The following is a 20,600-nucleotide window of genomic DNA, read 5'->3' on the forward strand; positions in this document are numbered from 1 at the left end:
GGCCACAAGCAGACTCATGCATCGCAGCAAATATCATTTGGTTGATTACGGTGCCAGTGCACTAAACTCTCAATCCTGCTCATAGTGCGCTGTCAAAACGCTAGCCGGGGCTGGTTTTGTGCATCGTCACCGTAACCCTGGTAACCGCCGCCCTTGCGCAACAGGTCGGCAGCGGCCGAAACCCCAAGCCGGTGAAGCTGGGCCGCGGATCTACAAACAGTCGTCTTGCGTTGTCTTGACTGGATGGTTGAGCTCGCTAGTCTTTTGATAATTAGACAGCTCATACCTAGTGAGCGGGATCATCGTGATCGTGAACGCCGCCAGGTAGGTTTCTTCGATGACCAGACGATTGTTTGATGACACCGAGCTGACAAAGCTTCGGGTCCAACTTGGGGAAGCGGCCGTCGATGGTAGCAGGTGGCGATCTTCGCTGGAGCAATTGTGCCGCCTGGCCGGCGCCGAGGGCGCAAGCCTCCGGCAGTCAGGCGTGCGGACGCCCGACGTGCCCTATACGCCCTCGGTAGAGCACCTGACAAATATCTATTTTCGGGAGGGCTGGCACCTGCGGGACCCGCGCGTCTCGGCGTTTGCGAAAAAGCACGCGAAAAGATCCGGCGCCTTTGTTGATGGCGATCTGTTCACGACTGAAGAATTCAAGTCGCTTCTCCAATGCGACCCCTACTACAATGATTTTCTCGGCGCGAACAGTTTTCGGTGGGGCGGCTGGATACAGTTTGTCGCTCAAGGCGAGCCATGGATGGTCGCGCTTCAGAGAACGCAAGCCCAGGGCGCTTTCGACGCCGGGGAGAGAGACCGCCTCCAGTCTTTCTCGGCAGCACTTTCGGAGGTCGCCAATTTATCATCGGCGGTCGGGCATGCTGTTCTGACCGGCGCACTGGACGCTCTCAGCCTCGTTCAGTGGCCCGCGCTTGCGCTCCATCGTAGCGGCTGTGTCCTCGCGACGAACGCTGCCGCGGATAAAATATTCGATGACAGCGTTCACGTGTCGCACCGACGGTTGGAGGTCTCGGACGGTAAGGCGCGCCGGAAACTCGAGGATTTCTATGCCCTGCTCAGGCTTCTGCCGGAAACGGCCCCGCTTGCGCACGAGCCCATCGTCGTGGAGCGTCCCGGGAAGCGCAGCTGGGCCTTCAACGTGCTCTCGGTCCCTGTTGCCGCCAGAACCCCGTTCCTGGGAGCGCGGGTCCTGTTGACCTTCCGCGATCCGGCATCGCCGCACCTCACCAAAACAGCCGTGCTTCAAAGCATATTCAAGCTGACCGAAGCGGAAGCGCGGCTGGCGTCGCAATTGGCGATGGGCGACAGGCTCGATCTGGTCTGCGATCGACTCGAGATCGCCAAGGAAACGGGCCGCACCCAACTGAAGAGCATTTTCACCAAGACCGGCGTTAACCGCCAAGCCGAGCTTGTGCTGTTGGTCTCGCGAATGTCGTAATCGTGGCCCGCAGGGTGCACGCTATCCAATGCCGATCAAAATCGAGCTTGTGCACCGTTGCCGTGAATCCAATAGCAGAACTCCGCTCGGTAACGGGCATCGTCACTGATCCCCAAGGATCCGAACAAGCTCCACCTCAAGCTTCAACCCCGGCGATTGCTTCGCGAACCCCGTACACGACGTGGACGCGCCGTCGACCGAGCGGCCTGACACGACGATGTCGATCTCATCCAATCCGAAGACACCGGGCGGCCCCGGCGTCACGCGCCGGGCGGAAAGACTGGCTTTGAAGAGCTCGCCCTGCTGTGTCCAGTTTCCCGCATAGGCAAACGTGGAATCGCCGCCTGTCAGTTTTCCGTCAGGGCCGAACTCGACCACGCCGGCGCCTTCACCGACCGGCGTCTTGAACCACACGGAATATTTGCCCGGGGTGATCACTGAGGCCCACCCTTATCGACCGGTATCAGGGCCGAGTTGAGCCAGATCAAAATGGCTATCGCGTGGCGGGCGCGTGTTCCGCGGCGTCTGCAACCTCGGGCCAGACGGACCTCCGCGGCGCGTTATCTCCTAGCTACCTCACCCCTGCCGCCACCACCAGCACCACTACCGGCAACGTCACCGCCGCCAGCAGCGTCCCCAGCGCCACCGCGCCCGAGACCGGGTTGACCAGCCGCTGATACTGAACCGCAAAGATGTACGCGTTCGCGCCGGTCGGCATCGCCGCGAACAGCACGATGACGCCGGCGGCGACCGGCGGCAGGCCGAGCAGCTTCGCCAGCAGATACGCGATCGCCGGCATCGCCAGCAGCTTGAGCGCGCTCATCACGACGACGCTTCCCATCTCGCCCTTCACCTCGAAGCGAAACAGATTGATGCCGAGCGCGATCAGCGCGGCCGGCGATCCCGCTTGCGCGAGCAGCTCGACGGTCTTGTCGACGACGGGGTTGAGGCCGAGGCCGGTGAAGCGCCAGATGACGCCGAAACCGATGCCGAGCATCAAGGGATTGCGCGCGAGATCTGCGAGCACCGGACGGATGACCGCGAGCGGCGAGCCCGTCCGCTTGCGGTTGACGAGCTCCATCTGCAAAATACCGCACAGCCACAGCAGCGGCGTGTTCACCGACAGGATCAGCGACATCGGCCCGGCGGCCTCGTTGCCGAGCGCCGAGAGCACCAGCGGAATGCCGAGCATCACGATGTTGCCGTAGACCGAGCCGATTGCGAACACGACGCCGTCCTCGCGGTCCTCGCGCCGTTCGCGCATGAGCGCCGAGATTACCAGCGCCGCAATCCAGGTCAGCGCGAGCGCGCCGTAATAGGCGCCCCACATTCGCCAGGGGCTGACGTCGGGGAATTCCGACACGACGATGGTGCGAAACAGCAGCGCGGGGATCGCGATGCTGAAGGCGAATTCGGAGATGCCCTTGTGCGCGCCCTCGGAGACGAAGCGAAACAGCACCGACGCATAGCCGGCCGCGATCAGCGCAAACACCGGTGCGACGATCAATACGGTGGCCATGCGGTCCTCCCCCTCACGGGGAGATCAGGCCCACCCCACGCGCGTCTCGATGCTGCCATCATGCCGGTGTTTTGCCCGACGTGTCAAAGGAAATTCGTAAAATCCGCAAGGTGGACGAAATTCGCAAGGGGCGCCGGTGATCTGGCTACGGTGCATGGGGTTGTTTTCGCGGTTTGGGTCGGAGGGCAGGAGTTAGCTGGGCCTGCTGTGGCCGCGCGGGAGAGGTGGCGCGAGCCCGGAGCGCCGCCCTCAAGCCTATTCGACGTCGTCCCTGTTGCCGAGACCGCACACGCGCCGTTTTTGCCTTACCCCTCGTTGCCAACGAACGTCCGTTCACCCACACTCCGGTCCGACTCGACATTCTGGGGGGATCGATGCCGGCATCTCGCTTCAAGACATCCATGGCTGCTGCTGGCCTCTCGCTGGCGCTCGCCGTTCTGGTGCTGCCGGGCAGGGGCTTTGCCTACACGCCCGAGGAGGAGCAGGCCTGCACGCCGGATGCGATGCGGCTCTGCAGCGAGTTCATTCCGAACGTCGATGCCATCACCGCCTGCATGATCCAGAGGAAGGCGCAGCTGACGCCGCAATGCGCGGTGTTCTTCCGCCGCGGACCGGAGCCGGGCGAGGCGCGCCGCGCCGGCAAGCCGACCAGCATCACGCCCGTCGTGGCGAAGAAGACGAGCAAGCCGAAGACGACCAAGAAGAAAAAGACCGAGGACGGCTAGGCACCCCGTCACGTTCGCTTCTCGAAACGCGTGATGCCCCTGCGTCAGGGATGACGGGGCGGCGTCAGCCACGCGACAGCCACCGGACTCGTTTTGTTCGCGGAGCCTGCGCGCACGCCTGCAGCGATTGCGCTTCGCATGCGATGGAAAAGCTCGCCGCGGGAGTTTGCGCGGCCTGGTTGCAGTCGGGTTTTTCCGGCGTGATGGCCTGGAAAACACGCGATTGCCCGTGCGAATGGCGATTCATGACAGTTCATGTCTGTCGTCGCGCGCGGCAGTGTGACTCAAAAGCCAACACCTCTTGTTATTTCGTGGCGGTAACGCAACTGCCGATAAATTTTTCTTTCACGAATCAGCGCGGTGATTCATTTTCGCGGCCTGGGGTCAATCTGGAGGCCAGAGGTATGAACGTTATTGTTTTTGCATCGCGTAAAGGCGGCTCGGGCAAGAGTACCCTGGCTGCACATCTCGCTGCGCAGATCAAGGCGAGCAAGCAGGTGATGCTCGTGGATGCGGATCCGCAGGGCTCGCTCACGCTGTGGCACAAGCTGCGCGGCACCAACGAGCCGCCGATCAAGGCAGCCGTGAACTCGGTCAGCGGCATCGTCTCCGCGGCCAAGCGCGACGGTTACGAATGGGTGTTGATCGACACGCCGCCGAACCTGTCGGCCGTCGTCGACGACGCGATCAAGAATGCCACCATGGTGGTGATCCCCGCACGGCCCGGCGTGTTCGACGTCAACGCGGTGCAGGAAACCATCCAGATGTGCCGCGCGGCGCGCAAGCCCTACGCGGTCGTGCTCAACGGTGCGCCGGCCAAGCGCGACGAAGCCGAGAGCCCGATCGTCACCATCGCCCGCGAGGCGCTTGCCAAGTTCCGCGCGCCGGTGTGGGGCGGTCAGATCACCAATCGTTCGGATTTGTTGATGGCACTCAGCCACGGCGAAGGCGCGCGTGAGTATCAGGCCGAGAGCCGTGCTGCCCAGGAAATTGCAAGGCTGTGGGCGGCGATCGAGCGTTCAGTCAAAGCTATTCGCGGCACGGCGTCGGCATCCGGCGCAATGCACAAGCAGGCGGCATAATTTCATCAATCATTTCCCCGGACGACAAACGCGCGGAAGTCCGCGCGTTTTGCGTTTCTGGAATCCGGTGGAAGTGAGTTACGCCACCATCAGCATGTAAAAGACGATGACCGGCGACAGCGTCAGGATCACCGACCAGATGCCGACGGCCCAGATGATGTCTTCGGTGGAAAAGCCCTGCTCGGCGTCGTAATGTGACGCCGCATCATTCTGATTATTCAAATTCGCCCCCGCGATTTCTTCGCTTATGGGGTGAACGATACGCACGATGTTTTAAAATTCCAGGTTGCAGCTCCGCTCGCATTTTGAGCGCATTTGCGACCTTCGCTTAACTATCCCGTCAGCCTGCCAGCCAGACGCGAAACAGCAGCACCGGCATCAGGCCGAGCACCACGGCCCAGAAGCCGAACGAGGACACCACCAGAATTCCCTGCAAAAGATCGGCAGGCGCGAAGGTTTCCGCCGCAGTCGGGCGAACGCGTTGCCCCATGGTCATTCCCCCTTTTGAAAGTCGTTGAGGGAGAACGATAGGCGCCATTGCGTAAACGAGACGTGGATGCGCCATGCGGCGACAGCGAAGGCCATTCGCCTCCGGTTAACCAAGGCCGGCGTTCTCGCAACTCCCCCCGCTGTTGCGGGGAGAGGCGAGGGAGAACGTTACGCTGCGACTTTCATCCGCCGCTCGATCTCGCGGTCGAGCGTGGCGGCGAGCTCGCTGCTCACTTCCACCATGGGCAGGCGCACCTCGGGGCTGTCGATCAAGCCGGTCCGCCACAGCCAGTACTTCGCCGGTGCCGGGCTCGGCTCTGCGAACAACAGCCGCGTCAGCTCCGCGACCTCCCGCCAGCGCGCCTCTGCCGCATCGGGATTGCCGCGCTTCAGCTCGGCATGGACGGCGGCAAACGTCGCGGTCTCGAGATGGGCGGACAGCAAGATGCCACCGTCGGCGCCGTCGCTGAGCGCCTCGAAATAGTTCGCGTCCTCGCCGGTCAGCACATGAAAGCCCTTCGGCCGGTCGCGCAGCAGCGCGATCGACTGTTCGCGGCTCGCGCCGCAATCCTTCAGCCCGATGATGTTGGGATGCTCGGCGAGCCGCAGCAGGGTCTGGTTGGTGATGCCGACGGCACAGCGATAGGGAATGTTGTAGAGCGCGAGCGGCCAGGCCGCGTGATCCGCCAGTGTCTCGAAATGGGCGAGGATGCCGCGCTGCGACGGTCGCACGTAATAGGGGCTCGCGATCAGATAGAAGTCGATCGGCCAGTCCGCGGTCTCGTCGAGCCGCTCCTTCATCCGCGAGCTGTCCGCGCCTGATAGCCCAAGCCCGATCGGCAGCGTGCGGCGGCCGGCCGCCATCTCATCGCGGACGATGGCGACGAGGCGCTCGAGCTCGGCGTCGCGCAGCGTCATGCCTTCGCCCGAGGTCGCCCCGAGAATAAAGCCGTCGATGGCTTGGGTGCAGTAGTGCCGCGTCAGCCGCCGCAGCGACACCTCGTCGAGGCGGCTGTCGCGAAACGGCGTCACCAGCGGCAGCCAGAGTCCATGCATATGGGTTCGCAGATCGGTCATGGTCTTATCTCCTTCTCAAATGAACCTGAGACGGAGGGCACATGAAAAAACCCCGTCCAGGTGGCGGGGTTTTCCGGATTGGCTCGCGATGACGAAGTCGGCCTAGTGCGCGCAAAAATCCGAGGTCCCCTGATGGGGGCCTTTTTTCGAGACGATTGCGCACGACTTCGTGATCATTCGTAAATGATGCGGGGTATGCCCAAAGCTGTCAATACACGCGGAAGGCGAAAGCCGATTTAGACAGAAAAAAAGCCGGACCCGAAGGGCCCGGCTTAGGTATTGGCCACGTGAGGCCGACACAATCACCTTCCAAGAGGGATTACTGAACTCCCGCGCCACTGGAGGAGGGGGACAAATGCGCAACGCGAAGGCTCAGCGTACAAGCAGTATGAGCTTGACGAGCGGCATGCAGCAACAGCCGAGGCCGCATGTCAGTCATGCGGAAATCAGGACGGCCAGCGCTGCGCCTTGCTCACCACGAAGTCGCGGAACACCTGCACGCGCGCGACCGTCTTCAGCTCCTCCGGATAGACGAAATACGTATCGAGCTGGATCGAATCCGATTCGCCGAACAGTTGCACGAGCTTGCTCTGTTCCTCGACGAGATAGTCGGGCAGCGCGGCGATGCCGAGGCCTTGCTGACAGGCGCGCACCAAGCCGAGGATGTTGTTGACCTTGAAATAGGCCTCGCGCGGACCCGAGCCGTTGCGACCGGCTTCGACCAGCCAGTTACGGTTCTGCAAATGCGGCGCGAAGTTGCCGTCGGAGAGCGAGATGATGCGGTGGGCATCGAGCTCTTCCAGCGTGCGGGGCGTGCCGAAGCGCTTGATGTATTCCGGCGAGCAATAGGCGTGGAAGCCCATCGCGAAGAGCTTGCGCTGGATGAGATCCGGTTGCGTCGGCTTGCGGGTGCGGATCGCAACGTCGGCCTCGCGCATCGAGAGGTCCAACTCCTCGTCGGTGACGATCAGCGAGATCCGGATCTCGGGATAGAGCGCAGTGAACTCGCCGAGCCGCGGGATCAGCCAGTTGATGCCGACGCCGGGCGTGGTGGTGATCTTGAGATCGCCGCTCGGCCGCTCGCGGCTGTCGGTCAGTTTCGCGCGCGCCGCCTGCAGCTGCATGAACACGTCATGCGCGGTGCGGAACAAGAGGTCGCCCTGCTCGGTGAGGATCAGGCCGCGGGCATGGCGGTGGAACAGCGAGACCGAAAGCTCCTGCTCCAGTGCCGAGACTTGGCGCGACACCGCCGATTGCGACAGGCCGAGCTGCTCGCCCGCATGCGTGAAGCTGCCCGCTTCCGCCGCCGCGTGAAACACCTTCAGCTTGTCCCAGTCCATATCCGTAAATCCGTCGCGTGTTCGGGGCATGATCGTTATTCCGCTGCTGCGCGCTCGCTGGCGCGCAGGGCCAAGAATCGTTCGGCTTCGAGCGCTGCCATGCAGCCGAGGCCTGCGGCCGTCACGGCCTGGCGGTAGGTTTCGTCAGCGACGTCACCGGCGGCGAACAGGCCGGGGACGGAGGTCGCGGTCGAGTTCGGGGCGACCTCGACATAGCCCGACGGTTTCAGCTTGATCTGGTCCTTCACGAGCTCCGTCGCCGGCGCGTGGCCGATGGCGATGAAGACGCCGTCGGTCTTCAGGTCCGTCAGCGCGCCAGTCTTGACGTTCTTCAGGCGCACATGGGTGACCTTGCTCGGGTTCTCGGTGCCGCAGATCTCGTCGACGGCCGAGTCCCAGACCACCTTGATCTTCGGATGATTGAACAGACGTTCCTGCAGGATGCGCTCGGCGCGGAAGTGATCGCGACGATGCACGATGGTGACCTGCGAGGCGTGGTTGGTAAGGTACAGGGCTTCCTCGACCGCGGTATTGCCGCCCCCGACCACCACGACGTCCTTGTTGCGGTAGAAGAAGCCGTCGCAGGTGGCGCAGGCCGATACGCCGCCGCCCTGGAATTTCGCCTCTGAGGGCAACCCGAGCCAGCGCGCCTGCGCGCCGGTGGCGAGGATCACGGTGTCGGCGAAATAGACGTCGCCGGAGTCGCAGGTGAGGCGGAACGGGCGCTGCGCGGTCTCGAGCTTGGTGACGAGATCGGTGACGATCCTGGTGCCGACATGGACCGCCTGCTTCTCCATCTGTTCCATCAGCCAGGGACCCTGGATCACGTCGGCGAAGCCCGGATAGTTTTCGACGTCGGTGGTGATGGTGAGCTGGCCGCCGGCCTGCATGCCCTGGATCAGAATTGGCTCAAGCATCGCGCGCGCGGCGTAGATCGCCGCGGTGTAACCGGCGGGGCCGGAGCCAATGATGACGACTTTTGCATGAACAGGAGCGGACATTTCGATGGACGCCTTTCACGGGGGATTTGCAGCGCGGGCGCGGAACGTGCCGGGAGGCCTCGCGGAGGCGCTGAAATATCAGAGCTAATCTAAGCCTTCTGGTGAGCTATGCAAGAATTGCATTCCCTGTCGGCGGATTTTTCCAACAAGGAACAAAAGTCGATTGCGCTGCACGCGCAATAAAATTGCTGATTTGGCACAGACTGGGCTATGAGGATTGCGACAGACCCACCCAATACCGCCATTAAGGCCAGGAGTTCCAATCACGTGTCGCGGAACCTAGACGAGATCGACCTGAAAATTCTCGCTGAGATCCAGGCGGACGGTCGAATCACCAATGTCGAACTCGCCAAGAGGGTCGGTATTTCGCCGCCGCCATGCCTGCGTCGGGTCCGCGCGCTCGAGGAGGAGGGCTACATTCACGGCTATCGCGGGCTGCTGGATGCGCGAAAGCTCGGCTTCGATGTCACGGTGTTCGCGGCGGTGCACCTTTCCAGTCAGGCGGAGGCCGATTTGCGCGCCTTCGAAGAATTCGTCCGCGCCGAGCCGCTGGTGCGGGAATGCTGGATGCTGTCGGGCGAGGTCGATTTCATCCTGAAATGCGTCGCTCCTGACATGGCGACCTTCCAGGATTTCGTCACCCACCTGACTGCCGCGCCGCACGTGCGCAACGTCCGGACGTCGCTGGTGCTGCACAATTCGAAGTATGAGGCGGCGGTGCCGCTCGACGTGAAAGGACGGCGGTAGAAGCGAAGGGTCACCGCCGCATCGCGTCCACACTGATCGGACCGCTGCCCGCCGCGGCGAGGAAGAGACAGGCGAAGCACAGGACGATCGCCAGCGCGCCGTCGTTGACGACGGGAAAGAAGCTGTGCGGCAGGTGCTCGATGAAATAGGCGAAGGCCATCTCACCGGAAAGGATGAAAGCCGCCAATCGGGTGAAGAGGCCGATCATCAAGAGACCGCCGAGCACGAACTCGAACATGCCGGCAACGCCCCAGAGCGACAACGGCGTGACCTCGGAAAACATCTCCACCGGCGGAAACTTGAACAGCTTGGCGACGCCATAGTGAAAGAACATTAGCCCGGTGATGAAGCGGAAGAGGCTGAGCAGATAAGGCTGGCTTTGCGCGGCGATGCGATCGATGTCCATCGTGTCCTCCCTTGCTCGGACGGCGGCGCCGAGCATGACGGAGGACGCTGCAGTTCACAATCGCGCGCTGGAGACATCGCGAAACAGAAAAGCCGCGCAAGCTGCGCGGCTTTTCAGGGCAGCTCTTGCGGGGTGGATTACCGCCACTCCACCTTGGTGATCTCGTACGCCTTGGCGCCGCCGGGAGCGTTGACCTCGACGGTCGAGCCTTTCTTCTTGCCGATCAGCGCACGCGCCAGCGGCGAGGTGATGGAGATACGGCCCTTCTTGGCGTCGGCCTCGACCTCGCCGACGATCTGCCACACCGCCTTCTTCTCGGTGTCCTCGTCGACCAACGTCACGGTGGCGCCGAACTTGATGGTGTCGCCGGAGAGCTTGGAAATGTCGATGATGTCGGCGCGCGCGAGCTTGTCCTCGAGCTCGGCGATACGGCCCTCATTGTGGGACTGCTCTTCCTTCGCGGCGTGGTATTCCGCGTTCTCGGACAGGTCGCCGTGCGAGCGCGCCTCCGCGATATGCTCGATGATGCGCGGACGGTCCTCGGACTGGCGCTTCTTCAATTCTTCCCCGAGTGCGGCAAAGCCGCTCGCAGTCATCGGAACCTTTTCCATCTCTTCTCTCGTCCTTCGGCCGCGCGCCCGCCAAAAACAGAGGGCGCGGCAACCTTGATTCGTCAGTATGTCCGGGGCTGAAAACGCCGCCCCGGAGCGTTATGTGGGTCTGGCGCCGGAACAGAACAACCGCATGGCCGGACAGTTCCTCCGGCCATTGTGGCTTCATTGCCAATCACTTAGCGGCAGCGGAGCCGCCGCTCGTGATCAGGTTTCCGAAAAGTAGCTCTGCAGGGTCCGAACCTCAAGGTCCCCGCCCAGATAGGCGCGGATGCCCTGCGCGGCCGCCACGGCCCCGGAAAGAGTGGTGTAATACGGCACTTTATGCAAGAGGGCCGCGCGCCGCAGCGATCGGCTGTCGGCCAGCGCCTGCGGGCCTTCGGTCGTGTTGAGAACGAGCTGGACGTCGCCATTGGTGATGGCGTCGACGATATGCGGCCGTCCTTCCAGCACCTTGTTTACCTTCTCCGCCGGGATGCCCTGATCGGTCAGGAAGCGCGCCGTACCCGAGGTCGCCAGCACCTTGAAGCCAAGCGAATGCAGCTGGCGCACGGCCTCGGCAATACGAACCTTGTCGCTCTCACGGACCGAGACGAACACCGTGCCCTTGCGCGGTACCCGCGTGCCGCCGCCGAGCTGGCTCTTGGCGAATGCCACCGCGAAGGAGCGATCGATGCCCATGACCTCGCCGGTCGAGCGCATCTCCGGACCCAGCACGGTGTCGACGCCTGGGAAGCGGGCGAACGGAAAGACCGATTCCTTCACGCCGACATGCTTGAGGTCCGCCTTCTTCAGCTTGAAGTCGGCGAGCTTCTCGCCGGCCATGACGCGCGCGGCGATCTTGGCGACCGGCGTGCCGATCACCTTGGCGACGAACGGCACCGTGCGTGATGCGCGCGGATTGACCTCGAGCACGTAGATATCGCCGTCCTTGATGGCGTATTGCACGTTCATCAGGCCGACCACGTCGAGGCCGAGCGCGAGTTCGCGCGTCTGCCGCTCCAGCTCCTCGATCATCTTGGCGTCGAGCGAGTGCGGCGGCAGCGAGCAGGCGGAGTCGCCGGAATGGATGCCCGCTTCCTCGATGTGCTCCATGATGCCCACGATGAAGGTGTCCTTGCCGTCGCAGAGGCAGTCGACGTCGATCTCAGTGGCGTCGGACAGATAGCGGTCGAACAGCAGCGGGTTCTTGCCGAGCACGGTATTGATCTGGCCGGTCTTGTCGTTCGGGTAGCGCGCCTTGACGTCGGCCGGCACCAGTTCCGGCAGCGTGCCGAGCAGATAGTCGTTGAGCTGGTTCTCCTCGCGGATGATCTGCATCGCGCGGCCACCGAGCACGTAGGACGGGCGCACCACCAGCGGCAGGCCGAGATCGGCAGAGACCAGGCGGGCCTGCTCGACCGAATAGGCGATGCCGTTCTTCGGCTGCTTCAGCCGCAGCTTGTCGAGCACGCGCTTGAAGCGATCGCGGTCTTCCGCAAGGTCGATCGCGTCGGGCGAGGTACCGAGGATCGGAACTTCAGCGGCTTCGAGCGCGCGCGCGAGTTTCAGCGGAGTCTGGCCGCCGAATTGGACGATCACGCCATGCAGCGTGCCGTTGCTGCGCTCCTTGGCAATGATCTCCAGCACGTCCTCGGCGGTGAGCGGCTCGAAATAGAGCCGATCGGCGGTGTCGTAGTCGGTCGACACCGTCTCCGGGTTGCAGTTGACCATGATGGATTCATAGCCGGCATCATGCAGCGCGAAGCAGGCATGGCAGCAACAATAGTCGAACTCGATACCCTGGCCGATGCGGTTCGGGCCGCCGCCGAGGATGATGACCTTCTTCTTGTCCGACGGAGTGCTCTCGTCGGCCGTGCTGCCTGCAAACGGCGACTCATAGGTCGAGTACATGTAGGCGGTGGGCGAGGCGAATTCGGCCGCACACGTATCGATGCGCTTGTAGACCGGACGGACGCCGAGCGCGTGACGCTTCGCGGTGACCTCCGCCTCCGTCGTCTCGGCAAGCACTGCCAGGCGCGCGTCGGAGAAACCCATGGTCTTGAGCGTGCGCATGCCGAAAGCATTGCTGGGCAGGCCGTGCTTCCTGACCTTCTCTTCCATGTCGACGATGCCGCGCATCTCGCCGAGGAACCACGGATCGATCTTGCAGGAGTTGAAGATGTCCACGTTCGACCAGCCGAGCCGCATCGCCTGCGCGACCTGGAGAATGCGGTTCGGCGTCGGCGTGCCGAGCGCGGCGCGGATCGCGTTCTTGTCGTCGTCTCGACCCAGGCCCTCGATCTCGATCTCGTCGAGGCCGGTCAGCCCGGTCTCGAGCCCGCGCAGTGCCTTCTGCAGGCTCTCCTGGAAGGTGCGGCCGATCGCCATGACCTCGCCGACCGACTTCATCGACGTCGTCAGCGTGGAGGATGCGCCGGGGAATTTCTCGAAGGCGAAACGCGGGATCTTGGTCACCACGTAGTCGATCGTCGGCTCGAACGAGGCCGGCGTCGCACCGCCGGTGATGTCGTTGGCGATTTCATCGAGCGTGTAGCCGATCGCGAGCTTTGCCGCGACCTTGGCGATCGGGAAGCCCGTGGCCTTCGAGGCCAGCGCTGACGAACGCGACACGCGCGGATTCATCTCGATGACGACCATGCGGCCGTCTTCCGGATTGACGCCGAACTGCACGTTGGAGCCGCCGGTCTCGACACCGATCTCGCGCAGCACCGCCAGCGAGGCGTCGCGCATGATCTGGTATTCCTTGTCCGTCAGGGTCAGTGCCGGAGCGACGGTGATGGAGTCGCCGGTGTGCACGCCCATCGGATCGAAGTTCTCGATCGAGCAGACGATGATGCAATTGTCCTTCTTGTCGCGCACCACCTCCATCTCGAACTCTTTCCAGCCGAGGACGGATTCCTCGATCAGGACTTCATTGGTGGGCGAGGCGTCAAGGCCGCGCTCGATGATGTCGAGGAACTCTTCCTTGTTGTAGGCGATGCCGCCGCCGGTGCCGCCCATGGTGAAGGACGGGCGGATGATCGCGGGCAGGCCGATCTCGGACAGCGCCATCATGGCCTGGCCGAAGGCGTATTCCTGGTAACGCTTGCGGCGGTCGCTCTCGCCGAGGGTCCATTGCCGGTCGAGCTCTTCGAGCGCAGCACCCGACAGCTTTTCGCGCTCGGCGTGGTATTTGTCGCGGAAAGACTTCTTCAGCTCGGAGGCGTTGGCGAGACGCGACTTCGGCGTCTCAAGCCCGATCTTGGTCATGGCCTCGCGGAACAGCTGCCGATCCTCGGCCTTGTCGATCGCATCGGCGGTCGCGCCGATCATCTCGACGTCGAACTTCTCCAGCGTGCCCTGCCGGCGCAGCGATAGCGCGCAGTTCAGCGCGGTCTGTCCGCCCATGGTCGGCAGCAGCGCGAAGCCGCCGGGAATGACGTGACGTTCCTTCTCGATGATCTTTGCGACGATCTCGGGCGTGATCGGCTCGATATAGGTCGCATCGGCCAATTCCGGATCGGTCATAATCGTGGCCGGATTGGAATTGACGAGGACGATGCGGTAGCCCTCTTCCTTCAGCGTCTTCACCGCCTGCGTGCCCGAATAGTCGAACTCGCAGGCCTGGCCGATCACGATGGGACCGGCGCCGATGATGAGGATGGTGGTGATGTCTGTACGTTTGGGCATCAACTCTCGCCGAAGTCGGATTTGGGCACAAAAAAAGGGCGCGCTGCTGCGCGTCCCTTTGGCCGAGAGCGCGGTGGTCTCCCTCGCGCGCGGGTGGGTCTTAGACCAGTTTTCGGGGCGGCGAAACCCCGAAAAATGCCCATCAACCGGCAATTTTGACGGGTTTTGGCCGCGCCTGCCGGCCCCGGGCGAGATGCACCAGAAGCGAGGCCGCAACGCTCGATCCGCCGATCCAGCCGAGGTCGTTCGGCGAGAGGGTGGCCAGCACCGCTCCGCCTAAGGCGCCGCCAATGGCGAAGCCGAGATACATGGCGGAGGCGTTGAGCGAGAGCGCGATCATGGAGGCCTGAGGCTCGATCCGGATGATGCTGGCGATCTGGGCCGGATAGAACGCCCAGCCCGAGAGGCCCCAGAGGAAGATCGCGCCCAGCACCGCATAATGGGCCTCTCCGGGCATCAGTTTCAGGACCAGCGAATGCAGGATGAGGGCGCTCGCCATGCCGGCAAGCCCGAGAGTCGCGGTCGTGAGTGTTCCAAGCCGGTCCGCCAGAATGCCGCCCAGCATGTTCCCGATCGCGGCCGCGCCGCCAAACACCAGCAGTGCCAGGCTGATCTGAGAGGCATCGAAGCCCAGGCCGCGCAGCGGGACCGCGAAATAGGTGAACACGGTGAAGCCGCCGAGCGCCCATAGAATTGTGATGACAAGCGCGATCACGACATTTCCGTGGCGCGCCACTGCCAGCCGATCGCTGAGCCAGGCTGTGTTGCGCGGCAGGCCGCGGGGCAGGCCGAGCAGGAGGCCGGCGAGTGCAACGGTGCCGATCATGGCCACCATGGCGAAGGTCGCACGCCAGCCCAGCCAACTACCGACGAGGTTGCCGAGGGGGACGCCGATGACGGTGGCGACCGTGAGGCCTGAGGTCACGAGTGCCACGGCACGGCCGCGCCGTTCCGGCGAGGCGACCGCCACGGATACGGCGAGCGCTGTCGGCATGCACAGGCCGGAGCCCAGCGCCATCAACATGCGCGAGGCGAGCAGCAGGGCGTAGTTCGATGCCACCATCGCCGCGAGATTCCCGGTGATGAACGTCACCAGGGCGAGCGCGAGCACGGTGCGGCGGTCGATATTGTTCAGCGCCACCGCCAGGATCGGCGAGCCAACGGCATAGGTGAGGGCGTAGGCGGTGACCAACTGGCCAGCGGCAGAGACTGAAATCGAGAGGTCGTTGGCGATCGAGGGCAAAAGCCCAGCAATGACAAAGCCTTCGGTACCGATCGCGAAGGCCCCCAGGGCCAACCAGAATACGCTCATGCGACGATGATCCTTATGTTCAATGTTTATTGAACTATCGAACGCGGTGATTTGGGAGTCAATTGGTTCAAGAACTATTGAACATTTCGACTGCGCCGTTATGATTCCCGCATCATGAGCCGCACGCCTCCCCACCCCACGCGAGAGCAGATCGAGCTGCCGCTGGTTCTGGATTGTCTGAGCGATCCGATCCGGTTGGCGATCGTGTATCAGCTCGCGCAGCAGGAACGTGTCAGCAACGAGCTTTGCTGCGGCGACTTCAGCGGCCTCGCCGGCAAGTCGAACCTCGCCTATCACTTCGGCAAGCTGCGCGAATGCGGCCTGATGCTGACGCGCGTCGCGGGCACCAACCGCTTCATGCGGCTCCGCCGCGAGGATCTCGAGGCGCGCTTTCCCGGCCTGCTTGATGCTGTGATCGGCTCTGCGGCGAAGGATGCCAGCCGGCTTCAGCTTATCGCGGAGTGTGATGTGGTGGAGGCGGGGTGAGCAGCGGATACAATCCGTCTTCGCTTGCGCGGCGCTTCAGCTACGCCGGGCACGCTGCGCCCCTGCGAGTCCTCGCGTGGCTGCGCCACGCGTAGCCCCGAAGGGGCGAAGCGTGGAGACCCGGCCTGGATTTGAACCAGGATGAAGAGCAATGCACTGCTCTCGCGTAGACGCTTCCGCCACCGGGCCACAGCGATCATGTCCGATCGCGCTGCGACAAGCCACCTCAGGTAGTCGTTATGCTTAACGCACCAGAGGCGGCCGCGCGATCAAAGTCATGCGCCAGCGGTTGTGGCCGATATTGGTGTTGGCACGCTGGGCCGCGAACCCTGCTGTCTTCAGCTTGGTTGTGATCTCGTCCTCGCTGTAGCGTTGGAGGCCGATGCGCGTGCGCAGATGACGGTAGTCCGACAGTGCGGTGCTGACGAGCCCAATCAGCGCGTCCTTCAGGAAGCCGTGACGCAGGCCGAATGCCAGCAGCGCCGCCACGTCGCGCCCCATGCCGACGTGAGGCTGAAGGATATCGCCGAGCACCAGCTTGCCGGACGGCTTCAGGATGCGCCTGACATTGATGAGCGCAGCATCGAGCTCCTCGGATGTCATGTACTGCGCGACCGAGTTCATCACGACCAGGTCGATGGACTGATCCTGCATCTTGCGGACGTCGTCGAGCGAGCGGACGCGGATCTTGGTGTTGGGTGCAAAGCGCGCGATCAGCCGGCCGCGCACGCCGGGCGCGGGCTCGGCCAGGATCAGCTGGCCGCAGGCAGCTGCCACCTGGCTCGCCGACAGCGCCTCGCCGCAGGCATAGTCGAGCACCGTTGCCTCGGGCGAGGCGATGTAGCCGATGATGTCCCGCGCAATGATCTGGAAGTGCAAATCGCGATGCAGCTTGCTGACATAGATCGTATGCGTCGAGTCGTAATAATCGATCCAATCGTCCATGGTATTCCCGCCCGGCGGTTCCTCTCTAGGAACCGCACTGCCCGCCTTGCGTTAGGGGTGCGACGGCGCGCCGTCAATGTCCGCGTCCTAACAGGAAGGTTTCCCGTGAGCAAAGCCCCCAGCAAGGTCTCGCCCGATCTCGACACCCCCACCGACCTGCAGCCCCAGGCGGTCAACAAGGTTTCCGAGGCGCTCAACGTGCTTCTGGCCGACGCGTTCGCGCTGTACCTCAAGACCAAGAATTTCCACTGGCATATCAGCGGACGCCATTTCCGGGACTATCATCTCCTGCTCGACGAGCAGTCTGATCAGATCTTTGCCACGACCGATCAGCTCGCCGAGCGCGTCCGCAAGATCGGCGGCACCACGCTGAAGTCGATCGGGCAGGTCGCCAAGCTCCAGACCATCAAGGACAACAACGAGGATTACGTTCCGCCGCGCGAGATGCTCCGCGAGCTCATGCAGGACAACAAGCATGTCGCCGGCGCGATGCGCAAGGCGCACGAAATCTGCGACGATGCCGGCGACGTCGCCAGCGCGAGCGTCCTCGAGGTCTTCATCGACGAGACCGAGCGCCGCACTTGGTTCCTGTTCGAAGCCACCCGCCAGGAAGGCGGCAACGAGGCGTAGGCACACTGTCGCAGGTGCGCAGAGCGAAGCGTGCCCACCAAGAGTATCGTGCCGATAGATTTGGTGGGCACGGCGCAAACGCGCGCCTTTGCTCACCCTACGGCGCCGGCGTTGTTGCTACCGCCATAGCCGCATCAACGCGCCGTGCTTACCCGTCACCGGATCGGCCGGCGGCGGTGCAACTTTCGGAATCGTCTTCAGCGCCTTGGCATGGTTCTCCGCCGTCGCGCGCGTGATCTCCATCTTCGCGCCCGGCGGATAAGCGCCGATCACGCAGAAATCATCGCTTGCCTCCAAGCACTGATGCCCGGTGCCGGCCGGCAGGATCGCGACATCACCGGCCTTGATCTCCAACTCCTGACCGTGATTGCCGCCGAAGCGAACGCGGGCATGGCCGCGCGCGACGCCGAGCACTTCATGGACGGTCGCGTGGTAGTGCAGGTAGTCGTAGACGCCGTTGCGCCACGTGCCGCCCCAATTGTTGGTTTCGAACAGGTTTTCGATCGTTTCCTCCGGCTGCTTCGGATCGAGCGTCAACGCACCCTGGTAGATCAGGAAGGGCAGAATGTTGTTCGGCACGAGCCCGTCATCCTCGAAGGCGATGGCGAGCGGTTCGGCATAGTCGCGGACGACGGACATGGCAGGGCTCCAGCAGCAATCCAGGAAATCAAGATGGTGCGAGCGCCGTTGTTCCTGAGCTCACATGCCGGCTTGACGAAGATCAAGGCACACGCGGCGATCCGAGGGCACGGATCTCAAAGGAAAGAGGGATGGAACGCCATGTACGCTTCGGATGTTGCGCAGCGCCATTTTTCAGCGGCCATCGACGAGGCCGAGGCGACCGGCCTTGGGCACGAAGCCGTCTGCCGCGCCTTGCTCAGCCTCGTGATCTCGAAATATCTGGAAACGAGGTCCGTCGCCGACATTCAGGCGGAGCTGCGCTTCATCGCCGAGAACTGCGATCCCGACACGGACTTCATGTTCATGCGTCCGTGACGGTGCATGGCCGGCGGGGACGTCCGCCGGCGTCTTGAGCTTACGCGCTCTTCTTCTGCCGCATCAGATCGGCGAAACGCTGGAACAGATAGTGCGAGTCGCGCGGTCCCGGCGAAGCCTCGGGGTGGTATTGCACCGAGAACACCGGCTTGCCGTCGAGCTGGATGCCGCAATTGGATCCGTCGAACAGCGAGATGTGGGTCTGCGTTGCGCCCTTCGGCAACGTCGTCTCGTCCACGGCAAAGCCATGGTTCATCGAGGTGATCTCGACCTTGCCGGTGGTCTCGTCCTTCACGGGATGATTGGCGCCGTGATGGCCCTGGTGCATCTTCTTCGTCTTCGCGCCGACAGCGAGGCCGAGCATCTGGTGGCCGAGGCAAATTCCAAACGTCGGCGTGCCCGACTTGATGACGTCCTGGATCACAGGCACCGCGTATTTGCCGGTCGCGGCCGGATCTCCCGGGCCGTTCGACAGGAACACGCCGTCCGGCTTCATCGCCAGGATGTCTTCGGATGAGGTCGTCGCGGGCACCACCGTCACCTTGCAGCCGACGCCGGCGAGCAGGCGCAAGATGTTGCGCTTGATACCGTAGTCGATCGCGACGACGTTGAACTCCGGCTTCTCCTGCCGGCCAAATCCCTTGTCCCATAGCCAGGGCGTCTCGTCCCAGGCGAAGCGCTGGCCGGAGGTGACCATCGGCACGAGGTCCATGCCTTCGAGGCCCGGCCATTCGCGGGCCTCTTCCTTCAGGCCATGCAGGTCGAACTCGCCGTCCTTGGCGTGCGCGATCACTGCGTTGGGCATGCCCTTGGAGCGGATCAGCGCAGTCAGCGCGCGGGTGTCGATGCCGGAGAGGCCGATGATGCCGCGGGCTTTGAGCCAGGCGTCGAGGTGCTTGGTGGCGCGGTAGTTCGAGGGATTGGTGATCGCGGTGCGCAGGATCACGCCGCGCGCACCGGGCGTCGCGGCCATGTTCACCGTCTCGATGTCTTCCTCGTTGGTACCGACGTTGCCGATATGCGGGAAGGTGAAGGTGATGAGCTGGCCGGCATAGGAGGGATCGGTGAGGATCTCTTCATAGCCGGTCATCGCGGTGTTGAAGCAGACTTCACCGACGGCTTGGCCTTCGGCGCCAAGACCAAAGCCTTCGAGCACCGTGCCATCGGCAAGCACGAGGAGCGCGGTCGGTTTATGGTCCGGCCAGGCGGTATCGTTTTCATGTTGTGTCATGAGCCCGCTTCATAAGGCCCCGACGTGCGCCCGTCAAAGCAGGAAACGGCGGATTCACATGCGTTTTTGCATATTTGACAGGCCCCCTCAGGCACTTAAGCTTGGCTGAATAATTTCCGCCAATTCCAGGGGCTTACGAGGCAATAATGGACCGGACGACCCCGATCGTGCTGGTTCCGGGGCTCGCCTCCTCGGCCCGGATCTATGCCCCGGTGATCCCGGCGCTCTGGCGCTTCGGCCCGGTGATGGTTGCCAACCATATTCGCGACGACAGCATGGCGGCGATCGCCGCTCGCGTGCTGAGCGAGGCGCCGCCGCGCTTCGCGCTCGCTGGCCATTCCATGGGCGGCTATATCGCGCTCGAGATCATGCGCCAGGCTCCCGAGCGGGTGGCGAAGCTTGCCTTGATCAACACCCAGGCGAGGCCCGACAGCCCTGAAGCGACCGCGCGGCGCCTGGGCCTGATGGAGCGGGCGAAGCGGGGCGAACTTCGCGCCGTTCGCGAGGAGAGCTTTCCGGAGCTCGTGCATCCGTCGCGGCGCGATGACGCCGACCTTCTGAAGCTCGTGCACGCGCAGGACGAGGATGTCGGCGTCGAAGGCTATCTGCGCCAGCAGACCGCGATCATCGCGCGGGTTGATTCACGGCCAACGCTGGCGACCATCAGATGCCCGACACTGGTGCTGACGGGCGATCAGGACAACACAATTCCCAACGCCTTCTCGAAGGAGATGGCGGAAGGTATCACCGGTGCGAAGCTGGTCGTGCTGTCCAATTGCGGGCACCTGTCGCAGCCGGAGCAGCCCGAGGCGACGACACGGGCGCTGGTCGAATGGCTGGGAACCAAGGTTGTCTCCGGGCCGCGAACGGCCTAG

The 20,600-nt window shown here is 63.3% G+C and carries 22 protein-coding genes and 1 tRNA gene; 8 read left to right on the forward strand and 15 right to left on the reverse strand.

Translation table 11 applies throughout. The features are described from left to right. The first annotated feature begins 337 nt into the window (after positions 1-337). Positions 338-1,456 carry a helix-turn-helix transcriptional regulator gene (locus tag JQ587_RS27115; RefSeq protein WP_212427340.1) on the forward strand — a complete coding sequence of 373 codons (1,119 nt, stop codon included), beginning with the start codon at positions 338-340 and terminating at the stop codon, positions 1,454-1,456. Positions 1,457-1,558: 102 nt separating this feature from the next. On the opposite strand, the gene JQ587_RS27120 is transcribed toward JQ587_RS27115, so the two are convergent. Both JQ587_RS27120 and JQ587_RS27125 read right to left on the reverse strand, forming a co-directional pair. Further along, on the reverse strand, positions 1,559-1,894 hold the full coding sequence (locus tag JQ587_RS27120) for a hypothetical protein (RefSeq protein ID WP_212427341.1): 336 nt from the start codon (positions 1,892-1,894) through the stop codon (positions 1,559-1,561). A 133-nt stretch (positions 1,895-2,027) separates the two neighbouring features. After that, positions 2,028-2,975: an AEC family transporter gene (locus tag JQ587_RS27125; RefSeq protein WP_212427342.1), complete on the reverse strand. Its 948-nt coding sequence runs from the start codon at positions 2,973-2,975 to the stop codon at positions 2,028-2,030. A 374-nt stretch (positions 2,976-3,349) separates the two neighbouring features. Here JQ587_RS27125 and JQ587_RS27130 point away from each other — a divergent pair, with 374 nt between their 5' ends. Together JQ587_RS27130 and JQ587_RS27135 are read left to right on the forward strand one after the other, a co-directional pair. After that, positions 3,350-3,700 carry a hypothetical protein gene (locus JQ587_RS27130; RefSeq protein ID WP_212427343.1) on the forward strand — a complete coding sequence of 117 codons (351 nt, stop codon included), beginning with the start codon at positions 3,350-3,352 and terminating at the stop codon, positions 3,698-3,700. A 404-nt stretch (positions 3,701-4,104) separates the two neighbouring features. Beyond that, positions 4,105-4,782: a ParA family protein gene (locus JQ587_RS27135; protein WP_025032179.1), complete on the forward strand. Its 678-nt coding sequence runs from the start codon at positions 4,105-4,107 to the stop codon at positions 4,780-4,782. A 78-nt stretch (positions 4,783-4,860) separates the two neighbouring features. Here JQ587_RS27135 and JQ587_RS27140 read toward each other — a convergent pair whose 3' ends face one another. From JQ587_RS27140 to trxB, 5 genes are all read right to left on the reverse strand, one after another. Beyond that, complete coding sequence (locus JQ587_RS27140) at positions 4,861-5,004, reverse strand: hypothetical protein (protein WP_212296984.1); 144 nt, start codon at positions 5,002-5,004, stop codon at positions 4,861-4,863. A 118-nt stretch (positions 5,005-5,122) separates the two neighbouring features. Further along, entirely contained in the window at positions 5,123-5,272 is a 150-nt protein-coding gene (locus tag JQ587_RS27145) for a hypothetical protein (protein WP_212296983.1), read from the reverse strand. A gap of 167 nt (positions 5,273-5,439) precedes the next feature. Continuing rightward, entirely contained in the window at positions 5,440-6,348 is a 909-nt protein-coding gene (locus JQ587_RS27150; RefSeq protein WP_212427344.1) for a 4-hydroxy-tetrahydrodipicolinate synthase family protein, read from the reverse strand. 446 nt (positions 6,349-6,794) lie between these two features. Then, a complete protein-coding gene (locus JQ587_RS27155) occupies positions 6,795-7,718 on the reverse strand; it encodes a LysR family transcriptional regulator (protein ID WP_164938875.1) in 924 nt (307 codons plus the stop codon). Between the two features lie 5 nt (positions 7,719-7,723). Then, positions 7,724-8,689, reverse strand: a complete 966-nt coding sequence (gene trxB / locus JQ587_RS27160; protein WP_212427345.1) for a thioredoxin-disulfide reductase — start codon at positions 8,687-8,689, stop codon at positions 7,724-7,726. A gap of 267 nt (positions 8,690-8,956) precedes the next feature. Here trxB and JQ587_RS27165 point away from each other — a divergent pair, with 267 nt between their 5' ends. Next, positions 8,957-9,436 (forward strand): Lrp/AsnC family transcriptional regulator, encoded by a 480-nt coding sequence (locus JQ587_RS27165; protein WP_027534298.1) that lies wholly within the window; start codon positions 8,957-8,959, stop codon positions 9,434-9,436. 10 nt (positions 9,437-9,446) lie between these two features. Here JQ587_RS27165 and JQ587_RS27170 read toward each other — a convergent pair whose 3' ends face one another. From JQ587_RS27170 to JQ587_RS27185, 4 genes are all read right to left on the reverse strand, one after another. Next, positions 9,447-9,842, reverse strand: a complete 396-nt coding sequence (locus JQ587_RS27170; protein ID WP_249149310.1) for a DoxX family protein — start codon at positions 9,840-9,842, stop codon at positions 9,447-9,449. Between the two features lie 137 nt (positions 9,843-9,979). Then, complete coding sequence (gene greA, locus JQ587_RS27175) at positions 9,980-10,453, reverse strand: transcription elongation factor GreA (protein WP_212236205.1); 474 nt, start codon at positions 10,451-10,453, stop codon at positions 9,980-9,982. A gap of 207 nt (positions 10,454-10,660) precedes the next feature. Then, a complete protein-coding gene (gene carB / locus JQ587_RS27180; protein WP_212427346.1) occupies positions 10,661-14,125 on the reverse strand; it encodes a carbamoyl-phosphate synthase large subunit in 3,465 nt (1,154 codons plus the stop codon). Between the two features lie 142 nt (positions 14,126-14,267). Then, complete coding sequence (locus tag JQ587_RS27185) at positions 14,268-15,437, reverse strand: MFS transporter (RefSeq protein ID WP_212427347.1); 1,170 nt, start codon at positions 15,435-15,437, stop codon at positions 14,268-14,270. 114 nt (positions 15,438-15,551) lie between these two features. On the opposite strand from JQ587_RS27185, the gene JQ587_RS27190 reads away from it, so the two are divergent. Next, positions 15,552-15,923, forward strand: coding sequence for an ArsR/SmtB family transcription factor (locus JQ587_RS27190; RefSeq protein ID WP_212427348.1), 372 nt, complete (start codon positions 15,552-15,554; stop codon positions 15,921-15,923). Between the two features lie 113 nt (positions 15,924-16,036). On the opposite strand, the gene JQ587_RS27195 is transcribed toward JQ587_RS27190, so the two are convergent. Continuing rightward, positions 16,037-16,112, reverse strand: a tRNA-Ala gene (locus tag JQ587_RS27195). 54 nt (positions 16,113-16,166) lie between these two features. Then, complete coding sequence (locus JQ587_RS27200) at positions 16,167-16,868, reverse strand: class I SAM-dependent methyltransferase (protein WP_212427349.1); 702 nt, start codon at positions 16,866-16,868, stop codon at positions 16,167-16,169. 105 nt (positions 16,869-16,973) lie between these two features. Between JQ587_RS27200 and JQ587_RS27205 the strand changes: the two genes are divergently transcribed. Continuing rightward, positions 16,974-17,498 carry a Dps family protein gene (locus tag JQ587_RS27205; RefSeq protein ID WP_212427350.1) on the forward strand — a complete coding sequence of 175 codons (525 nt, stop codon included), beginning with the start codon at positions 16,974-16,976 and terminating at the stop codon, positions 17,496-17,498. Positions 17,499-17,615: 117 nt separating this feature from the next. On the opposite strand, the gene JQ587_RS27210 is transcribed toward JQ587_RS27205, so the two are convergent. Then, the gene (locus tag JQ587_RS27210) at positions 17,616-18,137 is read right to left on the reverse strand and encodes a cupin domain-containing protein (RefSeq protein ID WP_212296975.1); all 522 of its coding nucleotides are present in this window, start codon (positions 18,135-18,137) and stop codon (positions 17,616-17,618) included. A 141-nt stretch (positions 18,138-18,278) separates the two neighbouring features. On the opposite strand from JQ587_RS27210, the gene JQ587_RS27215 reads away from it, so the two are divergent. Continuing rightward, positions 18,279-18,494 carry a hypothetical protein gene (locus JQ587_RS27215; RefSeq protein ID WP_212296974.1) on the forward strand — a complete coding sequence of 72 codons (216 nt, stop codon included), beginning with the start codon at positions 18,279-18,281 and terminating at the stop codon, positions 18,492-18,494. A 40-nt stretch (positions 18,495-18,534) separates the two neighbouring features. Here the strand turns inward: JQ587_RS27215 and carA are convergent, their stop codons facing one another. Next, the gene (carA, locus tag JQ587_RS27220; protein ID WP_212296973.1) at positions 18,535-19,725 is read right to left on the reverse strand and encodes a glutamine-hydrolyzing carbamoyl-phosphate synthase small subunit; all 1,191 of its coding nucleotides are present in this window, start codon (positions 19,723-19,725) and stop codon (positions 18,535-18,537) included. A 146-nt stretch (positions 19,726-19,871) separates the two neighbouring features. Here carA and JQ587_RS27225 point away from each other — a divergent pair, with 146 nt between their 5' ends. Continuing rightward, on the forward strand, positions 19,872-20,600 hold the full coding sequence (locus tag JQ587_RS27225) for an alpha/beta fold hydrolase (RefSeq protein WP_212427351.1): 729 nt from the start codon (positions 19,872-19,874) through the stop codon (positions 20,598-20,600).

It is taken from the genome of Bradyrhizobium manausense (genome assembly GCF_018130615.1).
Taxonomy (GTDB): domain Bacteria; phylum Pseudomonadota; class Alphaproteobacteria; order Rhizobiales; family Xanthobacteraceae; genus Bradyrhizobium; species Bradyrhizobium manausense_A.